The organism is Curtobacterium sp. B18 (assembly GCF_000333375.1).
Lineage (GTDB): Bacteria > Actinomycetota > Actinomycetes > Actinomycetales > Microbacteriaceae > Curtobacterium.
In genome coordinates, this window is the sequence record NZ_BACZ01000772.1 from 1 (window position 1) to 20,673 (window position 20,673).

The following is a 20,673-nucleotide window of genomic DNA, read 5'->3' on the forward strand; positions in this document are numbered from 1 at the left end:
CTCCCGTCCGGCTGCGGTCACTACCAGCGCGGCGTGGTGACGCCCGTACCGTCCGCCCACTCGAAGACGGACTGGCCCGCGATCCAGACGCGCGTCGCGCGGCTGGTCGCGTCGAGCGGGTCGCCGTCCCACAGGACGAGGTCGGCGTCGTAGCCCTCGGCGAGGCGGCCGACGCGGTCGCCGAACCCGAGGAAGTCGGCCGGATTCGTCGTCAGCGCCTCGAGCGCGGTCTGCCGGGGCAGCCCCTCCTTCACCGCGGCGGTGGCCTGGTCGACGAGCATGCCGATCGGGACGACCGGGGCGTCCGTCGTGATCGCCACACGGACCCCGGCCGCCGCGATCGCCGCGAGGTTCGGGATCCCGCGGTCGCGGAGCTCGACCTTCGAGCGGCTCGTGAAGAGCGGGCCGTAGATGACGGGGATGTCCTTCTCGGCGAGGACGTGCGCGATCTTGTGCGCCTCGGTGCCGTGGTTCACGACGAGGCGGTACCCGAACTCCTCGGCCAGCCGGATCGCGGTGGCGATGTCGTCGTGGCGGTGGGTGTGCTGGTCCCACGCGAGCTCACCGTCGAGGACGCGGACGAGCGCCTCCTTCGAGAGGTCGCGGGCGAACGGGTCGCCCTTCGCGGCCGCGGCGTCGCGGGCGGCACGGTAGTTCTGGGCCTCGACGAAGGCGTCGCGGATGATCTTCGCGACGCCGAGCCGGGTGGAGGGGGTCTGGCCCTTGCCGCCGTACACGCGCTTCGGGTTCTCACCGAGCGCGCTCTTGATGCTCACCGCGTCGGAGATGAGCTGCTCGTCGATCGTGCGGCCGCCCCAGGTCTTGATCGCGACGGTCTGGCCACCGATCGGGTTCCCCGAGCCGGGCTTGACGACGATCGAGGTGATGCCGCCGGCGAGGGCGTCGCGGAAGCCCTCGTCGTCGATGTCGATCGCGTCGATGGCGCGCACGCCGGCCATGTTCGGGCCAGTCATCTCGTTCGTGTCGTTGCCCGCCTCGCCGTTGGCCTCCTCGTGGATGCCGACGTGCCCGTGCGACTCGACGAAGCCGGGGACGAGCCACGCGCCCGCGGCGTCGACGACCGGCAGCCCCGCCGGTGGCACGACGTCCGGTCCGATCGCGGTGATGCGTCCGTCCTCGACCACGACGGCGCCGCCGTCGAACTCGGGAGCGGCGACGGGGACCACGTGTGCGTTCGTCACGACGAAGGAGTTGCTCATGGCACCACGGTACCGACGGGCACGGACACCGGGGCCGTGCACACGACATGCAGATTCCTCGCGGCGGCGACCGGGCGTGCTCCAGCATCGACGCATCGTCCCGTCTCGTCCCACGTGGAGGAACCGATGCCCCGGACCGAGCACCCCTGGCCGTCCCACACCACCGTCACGGTCCCGTGGCGCAGCAGCGTGCGCGGCCCGCGGCACGACCGCGAGACGACGTCGGTGGTGGCGTCCGTCCCGCCGCGCATCGCCCGACTCCCCTGGGTCCCGGACGCCGACACCGCGGCCCTCCTCGACCGGGCCGCCGCCGCGCTCGTGGCCCTCGACGAGCAGGACGGCGACCGGCTAAGCCGTGCTCGGTCGCCTGCTCGACCGGACCGAGGCCGTCTCCTCCTCCCGCATCGAGGACGAGCACGCCACGCTCGACGACCTCGCGCGGGCGGTGGTCGGCGTCCGGGCGAACCGGAGCGCGACGGCGATGGTCCGGGCCGGCGGCGCGATCGAGACGCTCGTGTCCTCCGCCGCGTCCGGCACGATCTCGGAACGGGCCGTGCTCGCGGCGCACCACCGGCTCCTGCGCGACGACCCGGTCGACGGCCCGTCCGCCGGGCGCTGGCGGGACGTGCAGAACTGGATCGGCGGCGGCGCCACACCCCGGCTCGCGCGGCACGTCCCGCCACCACCCGGGCTCGTGCCGGAGCTGATGGAGGACCTGTTCGCCTTCCTGGCCCGCGACGACCTGCACCCGATCGCGCAGGCGGCCATCGCGCACGCCCAGTTCGAGTCCATCCACCCGTTCACCGACGGCAACGGGCGGATCGGTCGCGCGCTCATCGCCGCCGTGCTGCGCCGTCGTGGTCTCGCACGCGTCGTCACCGCGCCGGTCGCGACCGCACTGGTGGCCGAACGCGACCGGTACTTCTGGCACCTCGACCGCTCCCGCCGCGGTGCCGTCGACGAGTGGGTCCGCGACCTCGCGATCGCCGTCGGCACGGTGTGCGACGAGGCAACCGTCACCGCGCTGCTCCTCGACGAAGCCGCGGTGGCGGTGCCTCCCCTCGACGCCACCGCCGACGCCCGCGCGTCGTCGTGGTGGCCGACACGGGCGCACGACGCCGTCGCCCGGACCCTCGTCGACGATCCCGTCGTCACCGAGGATCACCTCGAGCACCTGCTCGGCGGCGATGCCGTAGCGATCGACGCCGTGACCGACGACCTGTGCCGGATCGGGGTCCTCCGATCGGTCACCGAACGGCGCCGGCGACGCGCGTGGCTCGGGGTCGCCGCTGCCGATGCGGTGACGGCGTTCACCGACCGCGTCCACGACGTCGTCACGCACCGGGCGAATAGGGTGGGGTGGTGAGCAGCGAGCACACCCAGGCCACCCCGCCCACCGCCGCCAAGCGGCCCGTGACACGGACCCACCACGGCATCGACTTCGTCGACGACTACGAGTGGCTGCGTGACAAGGAGTCCCCGGACACGCTGGCCTACCTCGAGGCCGAGAACGCGCACACCGAGCAGGCGACGGCGCACCTCGACGGACTGCGCGACCAGATCTTCACCGAGGTGAAGAACCGCGTGCAGGAGACCGACCTCTCGGTGCCCGTCCGCATGGGCGACTGGTGGTACTTCACCCGCACGGCCGAGGGCAGCCAGTACGGCGTGCACTGCCGGGCGCCGATCGCCGGTCCGGACGACTGGACCCCGCCGACGGTGGCCGAGGGCGAAGCCACGCTCCCGGGCGAGCAGGTCGTCCTCGACGGCAACGCCCTCGCGGCCGGGCACGACTTCTTCTCGCTCGGCTCCTACGACATCAGCGACGACGGCACGCGACTCGTCTACGGCATCGACGTCGAGGGCGACGAGCGCTACACCCTGCACGTGCGGGACCTCACGACCGGCGCCGACCTCGGGGACGAGATCCCGAACACCGGGTCCGGCGCGACGTTCGACCCGTCCGGCCGCTTCGTCTTCTACCCCACCGTCGACGACTCGTGGCGTCCGAACCGCATCTGGCGGCACACCGTCGGCAGCCCCGCGGCGGACGACGTGGTCGTCTTCGAGGAGCCGGACGACCGCTACTGGGTCGGGGTCGGCGTCACCCGGTCGTCCCAGTACATCGTGATCGAGCTCGGTTCGAAGATCACCTCCGAGGCGCTCGTCCTCGACGCGGCGGACCCGACCGGCGAGTTCCAGGTCGTGTGGCCGCGACGCGAGGGCGTCGAGTACGAGATCGAGCACGCGATCGTCGGCGGCAGCGACCGCTTCCTGGTCCTGCACAACGACGGCGCCGAGAACTTCGAGCTCGTCGACGTCCCGGCGGACGACCCGACCTCCGAGCGGGACCGCCGTGTCGTCGTCGCGCACCACGCCGAGCGACGCATCGAGTCGGTGGACGCCTTCGCCGGGCACCTCGCGCTCGAGTACCGGTCCGAAGCCCTCCCCCGCGTCGCGATCATCCCGATCGAGGGTGACGGCTACGGCGACGCCCACGAGGTCCCCTTCGACGAGGCCCTCTTCTCCGCAGGGCTCGGGGGCAACCCGGAGTGGGACCAGCCGACGCTCCGGATCGGCTTCACGTCGTTCGTCACCCCGTCCGAGGTCAGCGACCTCGACCTCGCGACCGGCGAGGTCACGGTCCTGAAGCGCCAGCCGGTGCTCGGCGGGTACGACCCGTCCGACTACGTGCAGGAGCGCGACTGGGCCACCGCCGACGACGGCACCCGCGTGCCGATCTCGCTCGTGTGGCGCCGTGACGCGGTCGACACCGAGCGCCCGGCGCCGCTGCACCTCTACGGCTACGGGTCGTACGAGCACTCCATCGACCCCGGGTTCAGCGTCATGCGCCTGTCGATGCTCGACCGCGGCGTCGTGTTCGCCGTCGCGCACGTCCGCGGTGGCGGCGAGATGGGTCGGCACTGGTACGAGAACGGCAAGACCCTCACGAAGAAGAACACCTTCTCGGACTTCGTCGCCGTCGCCGGGCATCTCATCGACTCCGGCCGCACCACCGCCGACCGCCTCGTCGCCGAGGGCGGCAGTGCCGGCGGGCTCCTCATGGGCGCCGTGGCGAACCTCGCACCGGAACGCTTCGCCGGGATCCTCGCGGCGGTGCCGTTCGTCGACGCCCTGACGAGCATCCTCGACCCCGACCTGCCGCTGACGGTGATCGAGTGGGACGAGTGGGGCGACCCGCTGCACGACCCCGAGGTCTACCGGTACATGAGCGAGTACTCGCCGTACGAGAACGTGCGCGACGACGTGCAGTACCCGAAGATCCTCGCCGTGACGTCGATCAACGACACCCGCGTGCTCTACGTCGAGCCCGCGAAGTGGACGGCTCGGCTGCGGGAGGTCGGTGCGCCGGTGCTGCTGAAGACCGAGATGGCGGCGGGCCACGGCGGCGTGAGCGGGCGCTACGACTCGTGGAAGGAGCGGGCGTTCGAACTCGCGTGGCTCCTCGACGTCCTCGGGCTCGCGGACGAAGCGCCCGCCGCGTGACGACTTCGTGAGCAGGAATGGTCGGGTTGCCCGTGGGCACCCGACCATTCCTGCTCACCAAGCGCACGGCGTGCCCCGCGCGCGCCCGCACGCTCACACGCGGTTGAGTGCGTGCACCGCCTCGTCGTAGGACTCCTCCGCGAGCCGGACCCGGTCCCCCGCGAGGACGCCGTAGCCGAACGTGCCCTCGCCGCCGCGCTCCGCGATCGCCGCGGTCGTGCGCAGGGCGTCGAGCGCGTGCAGGGCCCGCACCCGCTCGGTCAGGACGTCGGCCGCGGGTCCCGATGCGCTTCCACAGGGCGTGCGGGAACGCGTCGTCGCCGAGCACGTCCATCGTCAGCCGTGCGCGCATCGTCGCCTGCCAGGCGGCCTCGGTCGTGGCGCGGTCGGCGGCCTCGCGCTCGGCCGCGGTGTCGGAGGTGTCGTCGGCCACCGCGGCCCGCACGAGTTCACGGACGTGCGGCTTGACCTCGGCGCCGACGTCCTGGGCGACCTTCTTCGGCGATCGGAGCGCCCACGCGGTCGGCGCCGGGCGCTCCACGGCGTCGTCAAGGGCGTCGAGGAGTTCGAGGAACGGCTCGCCGTGCAGGAACACCACGACGTCGCGCACGGACTGGTCGCGCCGTTCGCGTGTCGCCGCGAGGATCCGCTCGCGGGTCATCGCGTCGACGAGCTCGTCCTGTGCCGGGCTCGACGCCCGCGGCAGGCGGTCGACGAGGTACTCCGCCAGCGCGGCGCGCGCGGTGACCTCGGCCAGCCCGTCGGCCGCCTCGGCAGCGCGGTCGAGGGCGTCGCCCGCGGCGAACGCCGGACGGTAGCCACCCATGATCGCTGCGATCTCGAGTGCGGTGTCGGCCGCCTGCCGGAGGTCGGTCGTGTCGCCGGAGCGGAGCCGCCCCTCCTGGGTGAGCAGCGCGGTGCGCAGCTTCCGCAGCCGCTTCACGAGCACGCGGGCGGTCGTGCCCTTGTCCGGCTTCTCCGCGGTCTGGAGGCGCGGTGCCGGTGCGCCCGCCAGCCCGCGTGCCAGCTTGGACGCGACGGCGGCGGGGCCGGCCCCGACGTCCGCGAAGCGCCCGTCGAGGGCGGCGAAGAGTTCGTGGGCGACCTGCGCGTCGACGCCGTCGACGGTCTCGACCTCGACCTCGCGCCAGGTGCGCGGGGTCTCGGGGGCGTCGTCGTCGAGGCGCTGGGCGTGGACCAGGTCGTCGGCGAGTTCGGCGACCTGGTCGCCGTCCTCGTCGAGGAGCCGCATGACGGTCCGCGTCGTGGTGATCCGGACGACCGGGTGCAGGCCGCGACCGCGACGCTCGGTGAACAGCGCCGCGAGGACCTCGGTCGGGACGGTGTCGGCGTCGTCGGTCAACGGGAAGTGCTGCTCGTGACGGACCGTGTCCGACTCGGAGCGCTTGATGTGCCAGCCGGCGTCCGGTCCCCCGGTGCGGCGCCGGACCGTGACCCGGGCGGCCACGAGGTCGTAGCGGTCGGTGTCCCAGTACGTCGCGTCGAGCTCGAACGGGTCCTGGTGCTCGGTACGGAGGATGCCGCCCACGCCGACGAGGTCGGGCAGGGCACCACCCTCGGGGAGGTCGTAGGTGCGCTCGATCTCGAGGTGGGTGTCGCTCACACGGTCTTGTCTACCAGGGGTTCGCCGTGCGCCTCGAACCGGACCGGCGCACCTGTGGAGAACCGGCCGGCGACGGCACCCGCGAGGACCGCGACCAGGAACGGCACGAGCTGCAGCCCATGCCACACCGCGGTCCAACCCGAGACGGTCATGTCGATGGTCTGCACCGCGGAGGAGAGCGGGACGAGGAGCATCCCGGCGACGAGCGGGAGCGTCACGAGTGACCATCCCCACCCGACGCCGCGGCGGACCGCGAGCCAGACGCCGAGGACCGCGGCCGCGAACACGCCGATCTGCAGGAAGTACTCCACCGGCAGGGAGAACCGGCCGATGACGATCTGCCACCACAGGACCGAGATGGCGAGCGTCCCGACCGCTCCGAGCACGCGCCGCCGCAGACCCACGCCCGCGACGAGCAGGAGCGCGAGCGCGACGAACCCGCCCGGCACCACCGACATCGCGAGGGCGTCGATCCGGAACAGCACCACGGCGCCGGGCAGGCCGTTGTAGCGCTGCAGGAGGGCGAGTCCGACCCCGGCTGCCGCGAAGGAGGACAACGCGAGGACGAGCAGCACCGGCACGGTGGCGATCGTGTGCGGCGCGGGACGGACGTGGAGCGGTGCTGCGGTCATGGTGTGCCCCCAGGTGGAACGTCGGTCGGCGCGTCGGTGGAGGAGCGCCGTGGTGAGTGCGCCGAACGCGAGGGCGGTCGGCGAGAGGTCGAGCTCCGGGGCGTCCCGGACGTCGGCGAGCCACTGCTCCCGACGGGCGGCACGGTGCCCCGCGGGCGAGAGTGCGACCGCGAGGCCGACGAGCACCCGGTCCACCCCGTTCACGAGGTCACCGGCCGGTGGCTCGGCCGCGTCGTCGCGCGGGACGGTCCGGCTGAGGGCTGCCGCTCGGCGAGCAGCGAGCGAGCGGCCTCGACGCCGTCGCCGGTGAACTCGTAGAGCCGCCGTCGCGGACCGGGGCGGTCGGTCTCGTCGTCCCACGACGACGTGATCCACCCCTGTCGTTCGAGTCGTTCGAGGATCGGGTAGACGGTGCCGGCCTGGCGCCCGGTGGCCTTGATGACGAGCAGCCCCCAGGCCGGACCGTCGGCGGCCAGCAGGGCGTCGAGCACGTCGAGCGTCGTGGCGGTGACGCGTCGGATCGGTTCCATGCGGCTTAACCTAGCTATGTAGAACAAGGCCGTCAAGCCCGTCCAGGAAGTCGGGTTAGCCTGCTCGCATGAGCGACACGATCACCCGCGAACAGTTCACCCCCGAGGCCGGCGGCGTCACGATGTTCACGACCTCCTGGTGCGGCTACTGCGCGCGGCTGAAGAACCAGATGTCGAAGGCCGGCGTGCCCTTCACCGAGGTCGACATCGAGCAGACGCCCGGCACGGCCGAGCTCGTCGCCGAGGTCAACGGCGGCAACCAGACCGTGCCGACGCTGGTGTTCCCGGACGGCAGCACGGCGACGAACCCCTCGCTCGCCGAGGTCCAGTCGCGCATCTGACGCCGCGGGGCGCCCACGCCGAACCACGAAACCGACATCGAACCAGGCCGAAGCCCCGGTTCGATGTCGGTTTCGTGGTTCGTAGCAGGGCGCGAGGGGCCTAGCCCCCGAGTGCCTCGGTCAGCAGCGCCGCCATGGCGTCGAGCTGGATGTCGCCGGAGTCGACGACCTCCTCGTCCGAACCGTCGAGCGCGCGGGCGGCCAGGGACGCCTTCGAGTCGATGAGCTCGGCGATCTTGGTGTCGATCGTCTGTGCGGCGATGATGCGCCACGCCGTCACGGGCTCCTCCTGCCCGATGCGGTGCACGCGGTCGATCGCCTGGGTCTGCTCGGCGCTCGTCCACGACAGCTCGGCGAGCACGACGTTGGACGACACCTGCAGGTTGAGGCCGACGCCCGCCGCGGTGAGCGAGCAGACGATCACGGCGACGTCGGGGTCGTTCACGAAGGAGTCGATCTCGGCCGTGCGCTGCGCCGGCGTCTGGTCGCCCCGGACGGTCGCGGTGCGGAGGCCCCGACGTGCGAAGACCTCCTCCGCCTGGTCCATGACGTCCAGGTGCTTGGCGAAGAAGACGACCTTGCCGACGTTCGAGGCGAGCTGCGCCGCGTAGTCCGCCGCGAGCTGCGCCTTGGCCCGCCCGATCCGCCGCACCATCGAGAACACGTTCTCGCCGGTGGCCGAGGCGTCCTGGTCCTCGAGCTCCCAGCGCGCGACCTGCCGCACGAGCTTGTGGTCGATGCCGACGACCGGGTCCTGCCCGGTGCGGGCGTCGAGCGCCTGGTGGTACCGCTTGACGAGCTTCGCGGTGAGCTCGCGCTCGGCGTCGCGGATCGAGCGGCCCTCTTCGCCGTCGAGCTCGACGGGGATGTCGGCGATGCGACGCGCGGGGATGTCCGCCGCGACGTCCACCTTGCGGCGTCGGACGATGCCCTGGTCGATGACGGCCTTGCGCGCCTCGACGAAGAACCCGGGGTCGGCCGGCGTCAGGCCGATCTCCTCGAGCTCGTTCATGAGCTTCGCGCGGGGCTTCTTGTCGTCGATCCAGCCGAGGTACTCCCAGATGGTCCGGAAGTCCTCGACCGAGTTGATCAGCGGCGTGCCGGTGAGGGCCATCAGCAGCGGCGCGGCCGTGCGCGACCGGATCGCCTCGGCGAGCTGCAGCACGAACCTCGAGCGCTGCGAGTCCTTGTTCTTGATGAAGTGCGCCTCGTCGACGACCATGCCCTTGAACCCGAAGTTCCCGAGCCACCCGGCGTGCCGGTCGAGGATCTCGTAGTTCACGATGACGATGTCGGCGAACCCGTCGAGGTCGTCCCCGTCGCCGTGGATGACCGTGGCGGTGCGGTTCGGGACCCAGCGGGCGGCCTCGCGCTTCCAGTTCGTCTTGACGACGTTCGGCACGACGACCAGCAGCGGGAACGCGTTCGCGGCCTCGGCGGCGAGCAGCGACTGCGCGGTCTTGCCGAGACCGGGCTCGTCGGCCAGCAGGAAGGTGCGGTGCCCCTCCGCGGCCGCGGCGATGAGCTCCGCCTGGTGCTTCATGAGCGTGGTGCCGGACTTGGAGTGCAGCGTCGTGGGCTCGGGCAGCGGCATCGTCGCCGCACCACCACCGGCGCCGTACTCGAACGACTTGAAGAGCGGACCGAACAGCTCCCAGTTCGCCAGGCGTCGCGGGTGGGCGACGGGCTGGTCGGCGAGGGCGAAGTCCGGGGGCAGGAACGGGTTCGCGAGCTGTCGCTGCACGACCGCCTGCGGCACGACCGCGCGGACCGGGGTCTCGACCACCGGCGAGGGCTCCGCCGCGATGACGAGCTCCTCGGGCTGCAGCTCCATGCCGCCCGCGATCATCATGTCCCGCTTGACGGTGCGGGTCGTCTCACTGACCGATGCCTCCTCGGTGAGGAGCTGGATCACGCTGGTGTCCCGAGCCGCCGTCTTCGCGAGGATGGTCGCGACGCCGTCGAGCCGCTTGAGCTGCTCGGCGCGCTGCGAGTCGGTGAGTTCGGTGTCCGCCTTGACCCGTGCGCGTTCCTCGCGCATGAGCAGGGCGACCGCCTGGAACTTCGAACGGTTCGACGCCTTGAGCGGTCCGCGCTGTGCCGCCGCCTCGACCTCGCGCACCGCGCGGGCGAGGACGGGGATGACGCCGTCGTTGTCGAGCGGCCTGGTGCGACGCGACGCGGTCCGCGTCCCGCCGGCAGCACGCCGGGTGCCTGATCGAGCCAACGCTCCTCCTGTTCCGCCCGTCCGTGCGAGCGAGCCGCCCCGCGGGGCGGAAGTCCTGAACCGGTGCCTGGCACGGCTCCGGTGTCCGGGGGCCACCGTGGCCCGCCGCTTCGCCGGTCCCCGCCTCGGGACGAGGAGTCCCGCGGACCGTTCCCCTCGGCCACCGCGTGGGTACCGGACAGGACGGTCCGCGCCGGGATCCGGCGCCGTCACACGCACGTGCGGCCCCCTCGGGACCGTCACGGATCCGGCTCCCACGCCGGTCAAGCGACCGACTGCTGCGTCCGGAATCGACGCGGCACGCGGGAACGCGGTGCGTGCGCGTTCAGTTTACTCCCCGACCACCGACGGAGGCGACTCGGCGACGCCCGCGCGCGTCGCGCCGTGCGGTCGGTCGTCCCCACCTGTCGGACGGGAGGCGCGGTGCGGGCCCGACCCGCGCCTCCCGTCCGGTGCGCGGTCGCGTCGCGAGCGACCGCACCGCCCGTCCGCCGTGGAGCCGACGGACGCGCGCCGTCGTCAGAGCTGGGGTGCGGACCGCGGACGGACGAGGCCGTCGGACGGCACGACCGGCGTCGCCTCGGCGAGGGCGGCCTGCGTCGCCGCGAGCAGCTGCTCCGCCGTCTGGATCCCGTTCGCCGAACCGGTCGTCGCCTGGCCACCGGCGTGCGCGAGGAGCTGTGCACCGATCGCCGGACCGATCCGGTCGGACTGGTCGGGGTTCCGCGCGACCCAGTCGCGCGCGACGGCGTCGGCGAGGCGCTCCGCGGCGGCTCCGCGGTCCGCGTCCCCGCGGGAGCGGTGCCAGAGTCCGGTGACGACGAGGTGCGCGACCACGGCACCGATGTCGCGCACCGGGTAGCCCCAGCCGGCCGTGTCGATGTCGAGCAGGCCGGAGATCCGCCAGGGCTCGTCCTCGTCGACGAAGACCTGCTCGAGGTGGAGGTCACCGTGCACGACCTGCTTCGTCGCCGCGGCCCAGCCGATCGAGCGCCGGCCGATGGCGTCGTACAGGGTGTCGATCTCCTCGGCGTCCTGCGGCAGCGCGGCGACGAGGGTGCGGCGGTGCCAGTCGGCGTGGTCCATCGCGTCGGCGCGGGCCTGCTGCGTCATCGGGACCGTCGCGATGCGGCCGGTGAGTGCCGCCAGCGAGGCGACGAACCGCGGGTCGTCCGCGATCTCGAGGATGCGGCTGCCCGCCGGGACCCCGCGGATGCGCTCGAGCACGAGCAGGCCGTCCCCGCGGCTCGACAGGACCCGGGGCACCGGGAGCCCGGCCGCGACGAACTGCCCGTGCGACCGCTCGATCGGGGCAACCCGGTGGGGGCGCACCACCTTGAGGAACAGGGTCCCCTCGGCCGCGTCGACCCGGACCACGGCGCGCTTGCCCGGACGGTAGGCCGCCACGGTCAGCGTCGGGTCGGTCACCGGCATGCCGAGGGTCGTCAGGAGCTCGGCGACCGCGTCACGGTAGGTCACCTGGGGCAGGACGGGCAGCCCGGGATCGTTCGGGTACGCCCACACCGACACCGGCTCCCCCGTCGCGGGGTCCGTGACGATGGCGCTGTTCTGGTCGTGGGTCCCACCCGTGTCGACGTAGGTGAGGACGGTGGCGCGCTGGCCGTTCCGGTCCACCGTGTCGACCTCGTAGCCGTACAGGTAGCCGTTGCCCGAGGGCTCGACCGAGTGGGCGCGTGCGGCCACGACGGAGGTCCCGGAGCCGGCGAAGGCCTGCGGGATGACGCGCTCGTGGTTGGGCCACACGAGACCAGTCAACCGGACCGGACGGGATTCGTCGCGTTCGTGCACGGCTCGGCGCGCGCACCGTGGCTACCGTGGTCGTCGTGAACCCGGTCGCGCGTCTCCGCAGCTCCAGTCGCACGCCGTTCCTGCAGGTCGTCAAGACCGCGGTCGCGGTGGTCGCGGCCGTACTGCTCTGCCGGGTGCTCATCGACGGGCCGTTCCCGACGTTCGCCGCCATCGCCGCGTTGCTCGTCGTGCAGCCGAGCATCAACCAGTCGTTCGTCAAGGGCCTCGAGCGGAGCGCCGGGGTCGTCCTCGGGGTCGTGCTCGCCACCGGGTTCCACCTGCTGCTCGGCGACACCGTCTGGGTCGTCCTGCTCGTGATCGTCCTCGCGATCCTCATCGCGTGGGCGCTGCGGCTCACCCCGACCTCGGCGACGCAGGTCGGCATCAGCGGGATGCTCGTGCTCACCGCGGGCGTCGTCACGCCGAACTACTCGGCGGACCGGATCCTCGAGACCGTGCTCGGTGCGGTCGTCGCTCTCATCGTGAACGCGGTCATCGTGCCGCCCGTGCTGCTCGGGCCGGCGCACCTCGCGGTCGCACGACTCGCACGCGACACCGCCGCGGCGTTCGAGCGCGTCGCGATCGGGCTCACCGAGGGCTGGGACGCGGAGCGCTGGCACGAGGCCCTGCTGCAGGCCCGGGCCCTCCGGCAGCAGCACGCCCGCGCCGAGGCCTCGCTCACCGCGGCCCGCGAGTCCCTCACCATGAACCCGCGCGGCGGTCGGCACCGGACCGTCCTCGACGAGGACATCGTCGTGGCCGAGCACCTGCGCGTGCTCGTCACCCGGGTGACCGGCATGACCCGTGCGATCCAGGACAACACGGCACCGGACCTCCGCGCCGACCCGGTCGTCGGCAGCATCGCCACGGAGGTCGCCCGGATCGGGGCGGACGTCCGGGCGCTCAGTGCCCGCGTCGCGGCCAAGGAGGTGCCGGTGTCGACCGCCGGAGCGCCCCGGCCGCGGTCGTCGGCGACGGTCACGCCGCAGCACGACGAGGACGTCGTCGAGCCGGCGCTCACCGCACCCCTCGAGGTGATCCGCCCGAACTCACGGCACTGGATCCTGATCGGCGCGCTGCTCGAGGACATCCGGCGCGTGCGCGAGGAGCTCCTCGGCGAGGACGACTGACGGGACGTCTCGGGTCAGCGCGCGGCGGACGCGGCCTCGGCCGCGGAGTGCACGATGTCGTCCCAGATCGTCGCCGTCGGGACCGTGGAGTCGGTCGCGACCACCTCGGCTTCGGCGAACCGACAGATCTCGGCGACGACGAGGTCCGCCCCCGCCGCGCGAGCGGCCAGGCTCGCGACGTCCGGGACGGCCGCCCGGAGCTCGGCGACCACACGGTCGCGGCTGACGTCCTCCATGTCACCGAGCGCGCCGATGCCCTTCCAGGCGGCGTCGAGCTCGGCACGCAGACGGACGAGGGCCGGGTGTTCCGGCATGTCGTTCATGGTGCCCCCAGTGCGGACTCGACGTCGGGTACGTCTCCTCCGGTGCGTGAGCATAGCAACGAAGCAAGCAGTCCTCATGTCCCACGAACGGGGGACAGACCGTTCTACCTGTCCGTCCGCCGTGACTGTGACGAGATTCAGCGAGATCGGCCGTGGGATCTCCCGCGTGTACAGGTTCGATGCCACCATGGGGTCGAGGAGGTCGCTATGCGCCTGTTGGTGGTCGAGGACGATGACGAGATGCGTGCGCTCATGGAGCGTGGGCTCGCGGCAGAGGGGTACCGCGTCACCGCGGTCGAGAACGGGGTCGAGGCGCTGATCGCCCTCGGCGACCAGGCGTTCGACCTGGCCGTCGTGGACGTCATGATGCCGGGCATGTCCGGTTTCGAGCTCGCCCGACGCATCCGCGAGCGCGAGGACCCCGTGCGGATCCTCCTCGTCACCGCACGTGACGCCGTGGACGACCGGGTGTTCGGCCTCGACGCCGGTGCCGACGACTACCTCACGAAGCCGTTCGCCTTCGCCGAGCTGACCGCCCGTCTCCGCGCGCTCGGCCGCCGGGAGTCCGCCGGCGCCCCGCGGACCATCGAGGTGGGCGACGTGGCGATCGACTCCGAGGCCCGTCGCATCATGATCAAGGGCCAGCGGGTCGCCGTCAGCCCCACCGAGTTCGCCCTCCTCCGCCTGCTCGCGCGGTCCGTGGGCACGGTGGTCGACCGCCCGAAGATCCTCGAGGAGGTCTGGGACGGCTCGCAGCACGTCGATCCGAACGTCGTCGAGCAGTACATCTCGTACCTCCGCAAGAAGTTGACCTCGCACGAGGCGACCGTCGCCATCTCGACCGTGCGCGGCCGCGGCTACCGGCTCGATCTGCTCGGGGCGTGACCGGTCCCGGGCGTGGCCTGATCCGTCCGCTGCGGAACCTCTCGCTCCGGGCTCGGATCACCATCGGGTCGACGGCGATCGCGGCGGTGGTCATCGTGCTGCTCGTGCTCGTCATGCGCTTCCAGGTCGTGAGCGTCGTCGCCAGTGCCACCCGCACCCTGCTCGACGCCGACGCCGACCCGTACGTGGCGACGCTCGAGGTCGACAGCAACCCCGACCTGTCACCGCCCGGGAACCTGCAGCTCGTCGCGGTCGTGTCGCCCTCGGGCAAGATCGCCCTGTCGACCATGCCGACGAAGGTCGAGCGGGCCCTCGGCAGCCTGACCTCGACCAAGGCCGGCACCTCGGTCATCAACGTCTCCGGGTCGCAGTACCGCGTCGTCGTGGAGCACCCCGTCAACCAGGCGGGGCGGTGGACCGTCGTGGCGGCGCGCAACTCGCAGGCCGAGGCGATCGTCGTCGACGACCTGACCTCGACGCTGTCGCTGACCGGACTCGCGATCCTCGTCGCGTTCGGCGTCGCGTCGTGGGCGCTCGCGACCGCCGCGCTCCGGCCCGTGAACCGCATGCGTCGCGAAGCCGAACGCCTCTCCGTCGCCCCCGAGCGTGCGGAGCTGCCGGTCGGTCCCGCCGAGGACGAGCTCGCGTCCCTCGCGACCACCCTGAACGCCTTCCTCGCCCGTACCCGCCAGGCGACCGAGCGCGAGCGCCAGATGGTCTCGGACGCGAGCCACGAGCTCCGCACCCCGCTGGCCATCCTCACGACCCAGCTCGACCTGGCGTCGCTCGACGGTGACGACGCGGCCGCGCTCGCGGCGCACATCGAACGCGCGAAGCTCAGCGTCGCGCGGTTGTCCCGCCTGGCGAACGACCTGCTGGCGCTGTCCCGCATCGAGGAGTCGGAGCGTCGTGAGCAGGACGGCGCCGAACAGCAGCCGACCGGGTGGTCCGACCTCGGCGACGAGGTCATGAGCGCCGTCGACCGCGTCCGCCTGATCGCCTCCGCCAAGGACATCACCGTGGACTTCGACCTGGAGGCCCCGGTCGCGGGTCCGGGCCCGGACACCGGCGGCGACACCGACGAACCGCGGTACCGACTCGACACCGGCGGCATGGCGCAGCTCGTCACGAACATCGCCGGCAACGCCGTGTCGGCGCTCCCCCGCGGCGGTGGCGTCTTCGTCTCGTGGCGCAGCGCTGGCGGCGAGGGCATCCTGCAGATCACGGACGACGGCCCCGGCGTCCCGGAGTCGTTCATCCCCGTCGCCTTCGACCGGTTCACCCGCCCCGACGAGGCCCGGAAGTCCCGCCCGAACCCGGACCCCGCGACCGGTGCGATCCCGCTGCCTGGTGGTTCCGGGCTCGGTCTCGCGATCGTCCGGGCCGTCGCGGAGCGTGCCGGCGGGACGGCGTCGCTCCGGAACGTGCGCTCCGGCGGGCTCGAGGTCACGATCCGCATCCCCGAGGTCCGCTGACCGGCCGGGCACGTCCCGCTCGAGCCGCTCCGGGCCGCTCTGGGCCGCTCACTGGAAGTCCCGCGACCGCGTGCGGACCGACAGGGAGAGGTGTTCGATCCGGTCGGCCACCAGGTTCACCACCCCGTCCGGTGACCGCTCGAGGATCCCCCGCACGATCACCGCAGGTGCCTCTCGTGCGACGCGCCGGTACCGTCCCCACACCCCGACGCTGCAGATCACGTTCACCAGCCCGGTCTCGTCCTCGACGTTCATGAACGTGATGCCGGACGCCGTCGCCGGTCGCTGCCGGTGCGTCACGATCCCGCCGACCTCGACCCGGCGTCCGGTCTCGGCCGTGGCGGTGTCCTGGACGCTCAGCACCCCGCGGGCGACGAGGCCACCCCGCACGTGCCGGACGGGGTGGTCGTCCGTCGTCATCCCCGTCGACCACATGTCCGCGATGAGGACGTCGCCGCTCGTCATCTGCCCGAACAGCGGTGGCTGCACCGTCACCTGCGTGTCGGGCAGCTGGTCGGGGCGCTCGGCTGCCGCCTGTGCCGCCGACCACATGCCACCGCGACGGTCGACCCCGATCGACGCGAAGGCGTCGGCCGCGGCGAGCGCCTCGAGCTGCGCCGTGGTCAGCCCCACCCGCCGGGCGAGGTCGGACATGTCGGTGTAGGGACCGTGGGCGTCCCGCTCGGCGACGATCTTCTCGGCACTCTTCCGGCCGAGCGACGAGACCTCGGCGAGGCCGAGACGGACCGCGAAGGCGCCGTCCCGCCGGTGCTGCGCCGTGTCGTCGGGCGCAGCCTTGTCGAACGGCAGCACCGGGGGTTGTTCCTCGGCCAGGCAGTCGTCGTGACCCGTCGCGCGGACGCGCGTCGCGCCTCCTGGGCCGCCGCCGGCCACGGCCGTGTCGGCACCGTCGCGGGAGCCGACCAGTGGCTCGAGCGTGGCGTCCACGCCGGAGCGCAGGATGTCCGGACGGAGCACCGTCACCCCGTGTCGACGGGCGTCGGCCACCAGGGTCTGCGGTGAGTAGAAGCCCATGGGCTGGGCGCGGAGCAGGGCGGCGAGGAAGGCTCCGGGGTAGTGCAGCCGCATCCACGCGCTCGCGTAGACGATGAGCGCGAAGCTGATCGAGTGGCTCTCGGCGAACCCGAAGTTCGCGAACGCCTGGATCTTCGCGTAGATGGCGTCGGCGTCCTCGCCGTGGATGTCGTTCGCGGCCATCCCGGCGTAGAGCTTCTCGCGGAGCCGGTCGATCTTCTCGTGCCCACGCTTCGACCCCATCGCACGCCGGAGCAGGTCGGCGTCGTCCCCCGAGCACCCGCCCACCGCGATCGCCATCTGCATGAGCTGTTCCTGGAACAGCGGGACCCCGAGGGTCCGTTCGAGTACCGGTTCGAGCGACGGGTGGATGTAGGTGATCGGTTCCTCGCCCGTGCGTCGCCGGATGTAGGGGTGGACCGCGCCGCCCTGGATCGGGCCGGGGCGCACCAGGGCGACCTCGATCACGAGGTCGTAGAACCGTCGCGGCAGCAGTCGGGGCAGCGTCCCCATCTGCGCGCGGGACTCCACCTGGAACACCCCGATGGTGTCCGCCCGGCACAGCTGGTCGTAGACGCCCTGCTCCTCCTTCGGGATGGAGTGCATGTCCCACCGCTCCCCGCAGTGCTCGGCGGCGAGGTCGAACGAGTACTGCAGCGCGGCGAGCATGCCGAGTCCGAGCATGTCGAACTTCACGAGCCCCATGTACGCGCAGTCGTCCTTGTCCCACTGCAGCACCGTGCGGCCGTCCATGCGGGCGTGCTCGATCGGCACGACCTCGCCGACGGGCCGGTCGGTGAGCACCATGCCGCCGGAGTGGATGCCGAGGTGCCGCGGGAACCCGAGGACCTGCTGGGCCATGTCGACCACGGCGTCCGGGATGTCGTGGTCCTGGCTCTCGGTCACCGACCCCCAGCGTTCGACCTGCTTCGACCAGGCGTCCTGCTGCCCCGGGCTGTGGCCGAGCGCCTTCGCCATGTCGCGGACGGCACCCTTCGGCCGGTAGGTGATGACGTTCGCGACCTGGGCGGCGTTGAACCGGCCGTACTTCTCGTAGACGTACTGGATGACCTCTTCGCGGCGGTCGGAGTCGAAGTCGACGTCGATGTCGGGTTCCTCGTCGCGCATGGCCGACAGGAAGCGCTCGAACGGCAACCCGTACCGGATCGAGTCGACCGCGGTGATCTCGAGCAGGTAGCAGACCGCCGAGTTCGCCGCCGAGCCGCGGCCCTGGCAGAGAATGCCGCGTTCGCGGGCGTACTGCACCATGTCCCGCACGATGAGGAAGTACCCGGGGAAGTCCTTGTCCTCGATCACCGAGAGCTCGCGCTCGATGCGCTCGCGCTTGTGCGGGTCGACACCGTCGGCGCTGCCGGGGTAGAACCGCCGGGCACCCCGCCAGGTGAGCTCCCGCAGCCAGGACATCGTGGTGAACCCGTCGGGGACGTCGATGTCCGGCAGTCCGGGCTTGACCGTCTTCAGCCGGAACCCGAGCTCGTCGGCGAGTTCGACGCTGTACTCGACGGCCCCCGGGTAGCGGGCGAACCGCCGGGTCATCTCCGCCCCGGAACGGAGGTACGCCGTGGGGGCGGCCGGCAGCCACCCGTCGATCTCGTCGAGGCTGCGCCGTGCCCGGACCGCGGCGAGGGCGGTCGCCACCGGGAACCGGTCGGGGGTTGCGTAGTGCACGTTGCCCGTGGCCACCACCGGCAGGGCGTGCTTGGTGGCGAGGGCGGCGAGGGCGTCGTTCCGTGCGGTGTCCATCGGGTCGCCGTGGTCGATGAGCTCGACGACGACACCGGCCGTACCGAACCGGTCGAGCAGGGCGCGCAGTGCGTCCTCGGCGGCGGAATCGCCCCCGCGCTCGAGCGCCTGCCGGACGGCGCCCTTGCGACACCCGGTCAGGACCCGCCAGTGCCCGTCCGACCGTGCGGCGAGGTCGTCGAGGTCGTACCGGGGACGACCCTTCTCGGCGCCGGCCGCCAGGTGTGCGCGGGTGACGGCGCCGGCGAGCCGGTGGTACCCGTCCTGCCCGTCGGCCAGCAGGAGCAGGTGCGTGCCCTCGGGGTCGGGCACGCCGTTCTGCGGTTCGGTCAGCCCGAGGGACAGCTCGGTGCCGTACACCGTGGCGACCGTCGGGTAGGCCTCGGCCACCTCGGCCATGCGCGCGGCACCGTAGAAGCCGTCGTGGTCGGTGAGCGCGAGCCCGTGCAGGTGCAGTCGCGCGGCCTCTTCGAAGAGCTGTTCCGGACCGCTCGCACCGTCGAGGAAACTGAACGTCGAGTGCGCGTGCAGCTCGGCGTACGGCACGACCGGCACGTTCGCACCGTCCTGCACCGGCGGGGGCGTCGGGGTGTACGGCTCGCGCTTGCGGGACCACGCGGGGCTGTCCCCGCCGTCACCGGCGTGCGCGCTGCCGGGGCTCCGCTTGTCGGACAGGGCGCGTTCGAACTGGGACCACGGGATCGGCGGGTTGCTGTACCCCATCAGCACTCCCCCGTCCTGGCGGTCACGTCGCCACCGCCTCGGCCCACCAGCGGTGGTCGGCGAGCACGAGGTACCACGCCCGGCCGTCGGCGTCGACGAGCTGCAGCCGGTGGAGTCGCCGGCCACCGGCTTCCCACCAGCGCACCACGAGCGGCCACGGTCCGGCCCAGGCCGTCACGGCGTCGAACCGGCCGCCGCGCTCCCCCTCGGCACGGAACCGCTCGGGCACCCCGGTGAGGACGCCGCGGTCGTCGACGTCGACGGTGCCGCCGTCACCGGTCACGACGTCCACCGGGCGCGGACGGTCGAGCACGGTCGCCGGCGGCGGCCCCGGCAGCTTGCCGGGCCATGGCCGGTCGCGGACGGTCGCGAGGGCACGCTCGCCACCGACGGGGGCGTCACCCCACGGCACGAGCACCACGCGTTCGGCCAGGGTGCGCCCACCGCCGATGCGCGGCGTGACCACCCCGTCGTGGCCGACGAGTCCCTGCACGCGGGCGAGCCCGTGGTGGACCCGTTCGTCCGGCCCGGTCCCCCAGAGTCCGCGTTCGTGGTTCGCCATGTCGTCGACCGCGACCGGCTCGAGCACCACCTGCACCACCGGCGCCTCGAGCCCGGTCGGGTCCACCCCGCCGGCGAGCTGCCAGCGGACCCGGTCCACCACGTCGGCGGCGTCGAACCAGCGCGGGTGCACCCACGTGCGCTCGAGCAGGATGTCCCGCTCGTCGACGATGCCGACCCGGATCGTCGTGGCGACGAGCCCTGCGGCCCGCAGGCGTGCGGCGAAGTCGTCGGCGGAGCGTCGGAACGCGAAGGCGATCTGGTCGGCGCGGTCGAGCGGGGGTTCGAACGACGCCTCGACCCGGAGTTCCGGCGGGACCGCCCGCGCCGCGACCTCTCGCGGGTCACGTCCGCCCGCGAGCCGGTGCAGGAACGCTCCGGCGAGTCCGAACCGGTCACGCACCTGCTCGTCCGCCAACGCGGCGAACTCGCCGAGGGTCTGGATGCCGAGGCGCCCGAGCAGCATCGCGAGGTCGGCGTCGCCGAGCACCCCGAGCGGCAACCCGGCCAGGAACGGGGCCGAGCCGTCGACGGGCACGATCCGGACCCGTTCCCCTGGCCGGGCCGGGCGTGCCCGGGCGGCCTGTTCGGCGGCGAACGGGGTGTCCGCGACGCCGGCTCGCACACCCGGGGCGCCGTGGTCGGCAGCGATCCCGGCGAGGGTCGCCGCCGCGGCACGCTCACCGCCGTAGTACCGTGCCGGCCCGCGGGAGCGCAGCGCGAGGGTGCCCGGCCGGAGGACCTCGACCCCGGGGACCGCCGCCTCGACCGCGCGGATGACCGGCTCGAACGCCCGGTGGTCGAGCGCGTCGTCGTAGGGCTGCAGGACGAGTTCGGGGCAGCGCGCCTGCGCCTCGCGCACACGGAGCCCGCGGACCACGCCGGAC

General features: G+C 72.7%; 14 protein-coding genes and 1 pseudogene. 6 read left to right on the forward strand and 9 right to left on the reverse strand.

From position 1 onward, the window contains the following. Positions 1-20 precede the first annotated feature (20 nt). Positions 21-1,220 (reverse strand): amidohydrolase, encoded by a 1,200-nt coding sequence (locus I5E_RS20475; RefSeq protein WP_031263327.1) that lies wholly within the window; start codon positions 1,218-1,220, stop codon positions 21-23. Positions 1,221-1,575: 355 nt separating this feature from the next. On the opposite strand from I5E_RS20475, the gene I5E_RS22355 reads away from it, so the two are divergent. Both I5E_RS22355 and I5E_RS20485 read left to right on the forward strand, forming a co-directional pair. Beyond that, entirely contained in the window at positions 1,576-2,586 is a 1,011-nt protein-coding gene (locus I5E_RS22355; protein ID WP_049973562.1) for a Fic family protein, read from the forward strand. After that, positions 2,583-4,727 (forward strand): S9 family peptidase, encoded by a 2,145-nt coding sequence (locus tag I5E_RS20485; RefSeq protein WP_031263328.1) that lies wholly within the window; start codon positions 2,583-2,585, stop codon positions 4,725-4,727. Before I5E_RS22355 ends, I5E_RS20485 begins: the two co-directional genes overlap by 4 nt. A 1,114-nt stretch (positions 4,728-5,841) precedes the next feature. Here I5E_RS20485 and I5E_RS26670 read toward each other — a convergent pair. The 3 genes and pseudogenes from I5E_RS26670 to I5E_RS20500 all read right to left on the reverse strand — a co-directional run. Beyond that, a pseudogene (locus tag I5E_RS26670) lies at positions 5,842-6,351 on the reverse strand (CYTH domain-containing protein); the annotation flags it as partial. After that, positions 6,348-7,187: a hypothetical protein gene (locus tag I5E_RS25875; protein ID WP_022908626.1), complete on the reverse strand. Its 840-nt coding sequence runs from the start codon at positions 7,185-7,187 to the stop codon at positions 6,348-6,350. The gene I5E_RS25875 and the pseudogene I5E_RS26670, both read right to left, overlap by 4 nt. Beyond that, positions 7,184-7,513 (reverse strand): helix-turn-helix transcriptional regulator, encoded by a 330-nt coding sequence (locus I5E_RS20500; RefSeq protein WP_022908627.1) that lies wholly within the window; start codon positions 7,511-7,513, stop codon positions 7,184-7,186. The genes I5E_RS25875 and I5E_RS20500 overlap by 4 nt, the downstream gene beginning before the upstream one ends. Before the next feature lie 68 nt (positions 7,514-7,581). On the opposite strand from I5E_RS20500, the gene I5E_RS20505 reads away from it, so the two are divergent. Further along, complete coding sequence (locus tag I5E_RS20505; RefSeq protein ID WP_022908628.1) at positions 7,582-7,854, forward strand: mycoredoxin; 273 nt, start codon at positions 7,582-7,584, stop codon at positions 7,852-7,854. 100 nt (positions 7,855-7,954) lie between these two features. Here I5E_RS20505 and I5E_RS20510 read toward each other — a convergent pair whose 3' ends face one another. Together I5E_RS20510 and I5E_RS20515 are read right to left on the reverse strand one after the other, a co-directional pair. Next, complete coding sequence (locus I5E_RS20510; protein ID WP_022908629.1) at positions 7,955-10,081, reverse strand: DEAD/DEAH box helicase; 2,127 nt, start codon at positions 10,079-10,081, stop codon at positions 7,955-7,957. A 519-nt stretch (positions 10,082-10,600) separates the two neighbouring features. Beyond that, a complete protein-coding gene (locus I5E_RS20515) occupies positions 10,601-11,845 on the reverse strand; it encodes a phosphotransferase enzyme family protein (protein ID WP_022908630.1) in 1,245 nt (414 codons plus the stop codon). An 80-nt stretch (positions 11,846-11,925) separates the two neighbouring features. Here I5E_RS20515 and I5E_RS20520 point away from each other — a divergent pair, with 80 nt between their 5' ends. Continuing rightward, positions 11,926-13,020, forward strand: coding sequence for an FUSC family protein (locus I5E_RS20520; protein WP_031263331.1), 1,095 nt, complete (start codon positions 11,926-11,928; stop codon positions 13,018-13,020). A 14-nt stretch (positions 13,021-13,034) separates the two neighbouring features. Here I5E_RS20520 and I5E_RS20525 read toward each other — a convergent pair whose 3' ends face one another. Then, a complete protein-coding gene (locus I5E_RS20525; protein WP_148287079.1) occupies positions 13,035-13,334 on the reverse strand; it encodes a hypothetical protein in 300 nt (99 codons plus the stop codon). Positions 13,335-13,550: 216 nt separating this feature from the next. Here I5E_RS20525 and I5E_RS20530 point away from each other — a divergent pair, with 216 nt between their 5' ends. After that, the gene (locus I5E_RS20530; RefSeq protein WP_022908633.1) at positions 13,551-14,228 is read left to right on the forward strand and encodes a response regulator transcription factor; all 678 of its coding nucleotides are present in this window, start codon (positions 13,551-13,553) and stop codon (positions 14,226-14,228) included. Continuing rightward, complete coding sequence (locus I5E_RS20535; protein WP_022908634.1) at positions 14,225-15,703, forward strand: sensor histidine kinase; 1,479 nt, start codon at positions 14,225-14,227, stop codon at positions 15,701-15,703. Before I5E_RS20530 ends, I5E_RS20535 begins: the two co-directional genes overlap by 4 nt. Positions 15,704-15,751: 48 nt before the next feature. On the opposite strand, the gene I5E_RS20540 is transcribed toward I5E_RS20535, so the two are convergent. Beyond that, positions 15,752-19,225: an error-prone DNA polymerase gene (locus I5E_RS20540; RefSeq protein WP_031263333.1), complete on the reverse strand. Its 3,474-nt coding sequence runs from the start codon at positions 19,223-19,225 to the stop codon at positions 15,752-15,754. Between the two features lie 22 nt (positions 19,226-19,247). Beyond that, the coding region (locus I5E_RS20545; protein WP_042724131.1) for a DNA polymerase Y family protein at positions 19,248-20,673 on the reverse strand (1,426 nt) is incomplete at its 5' end.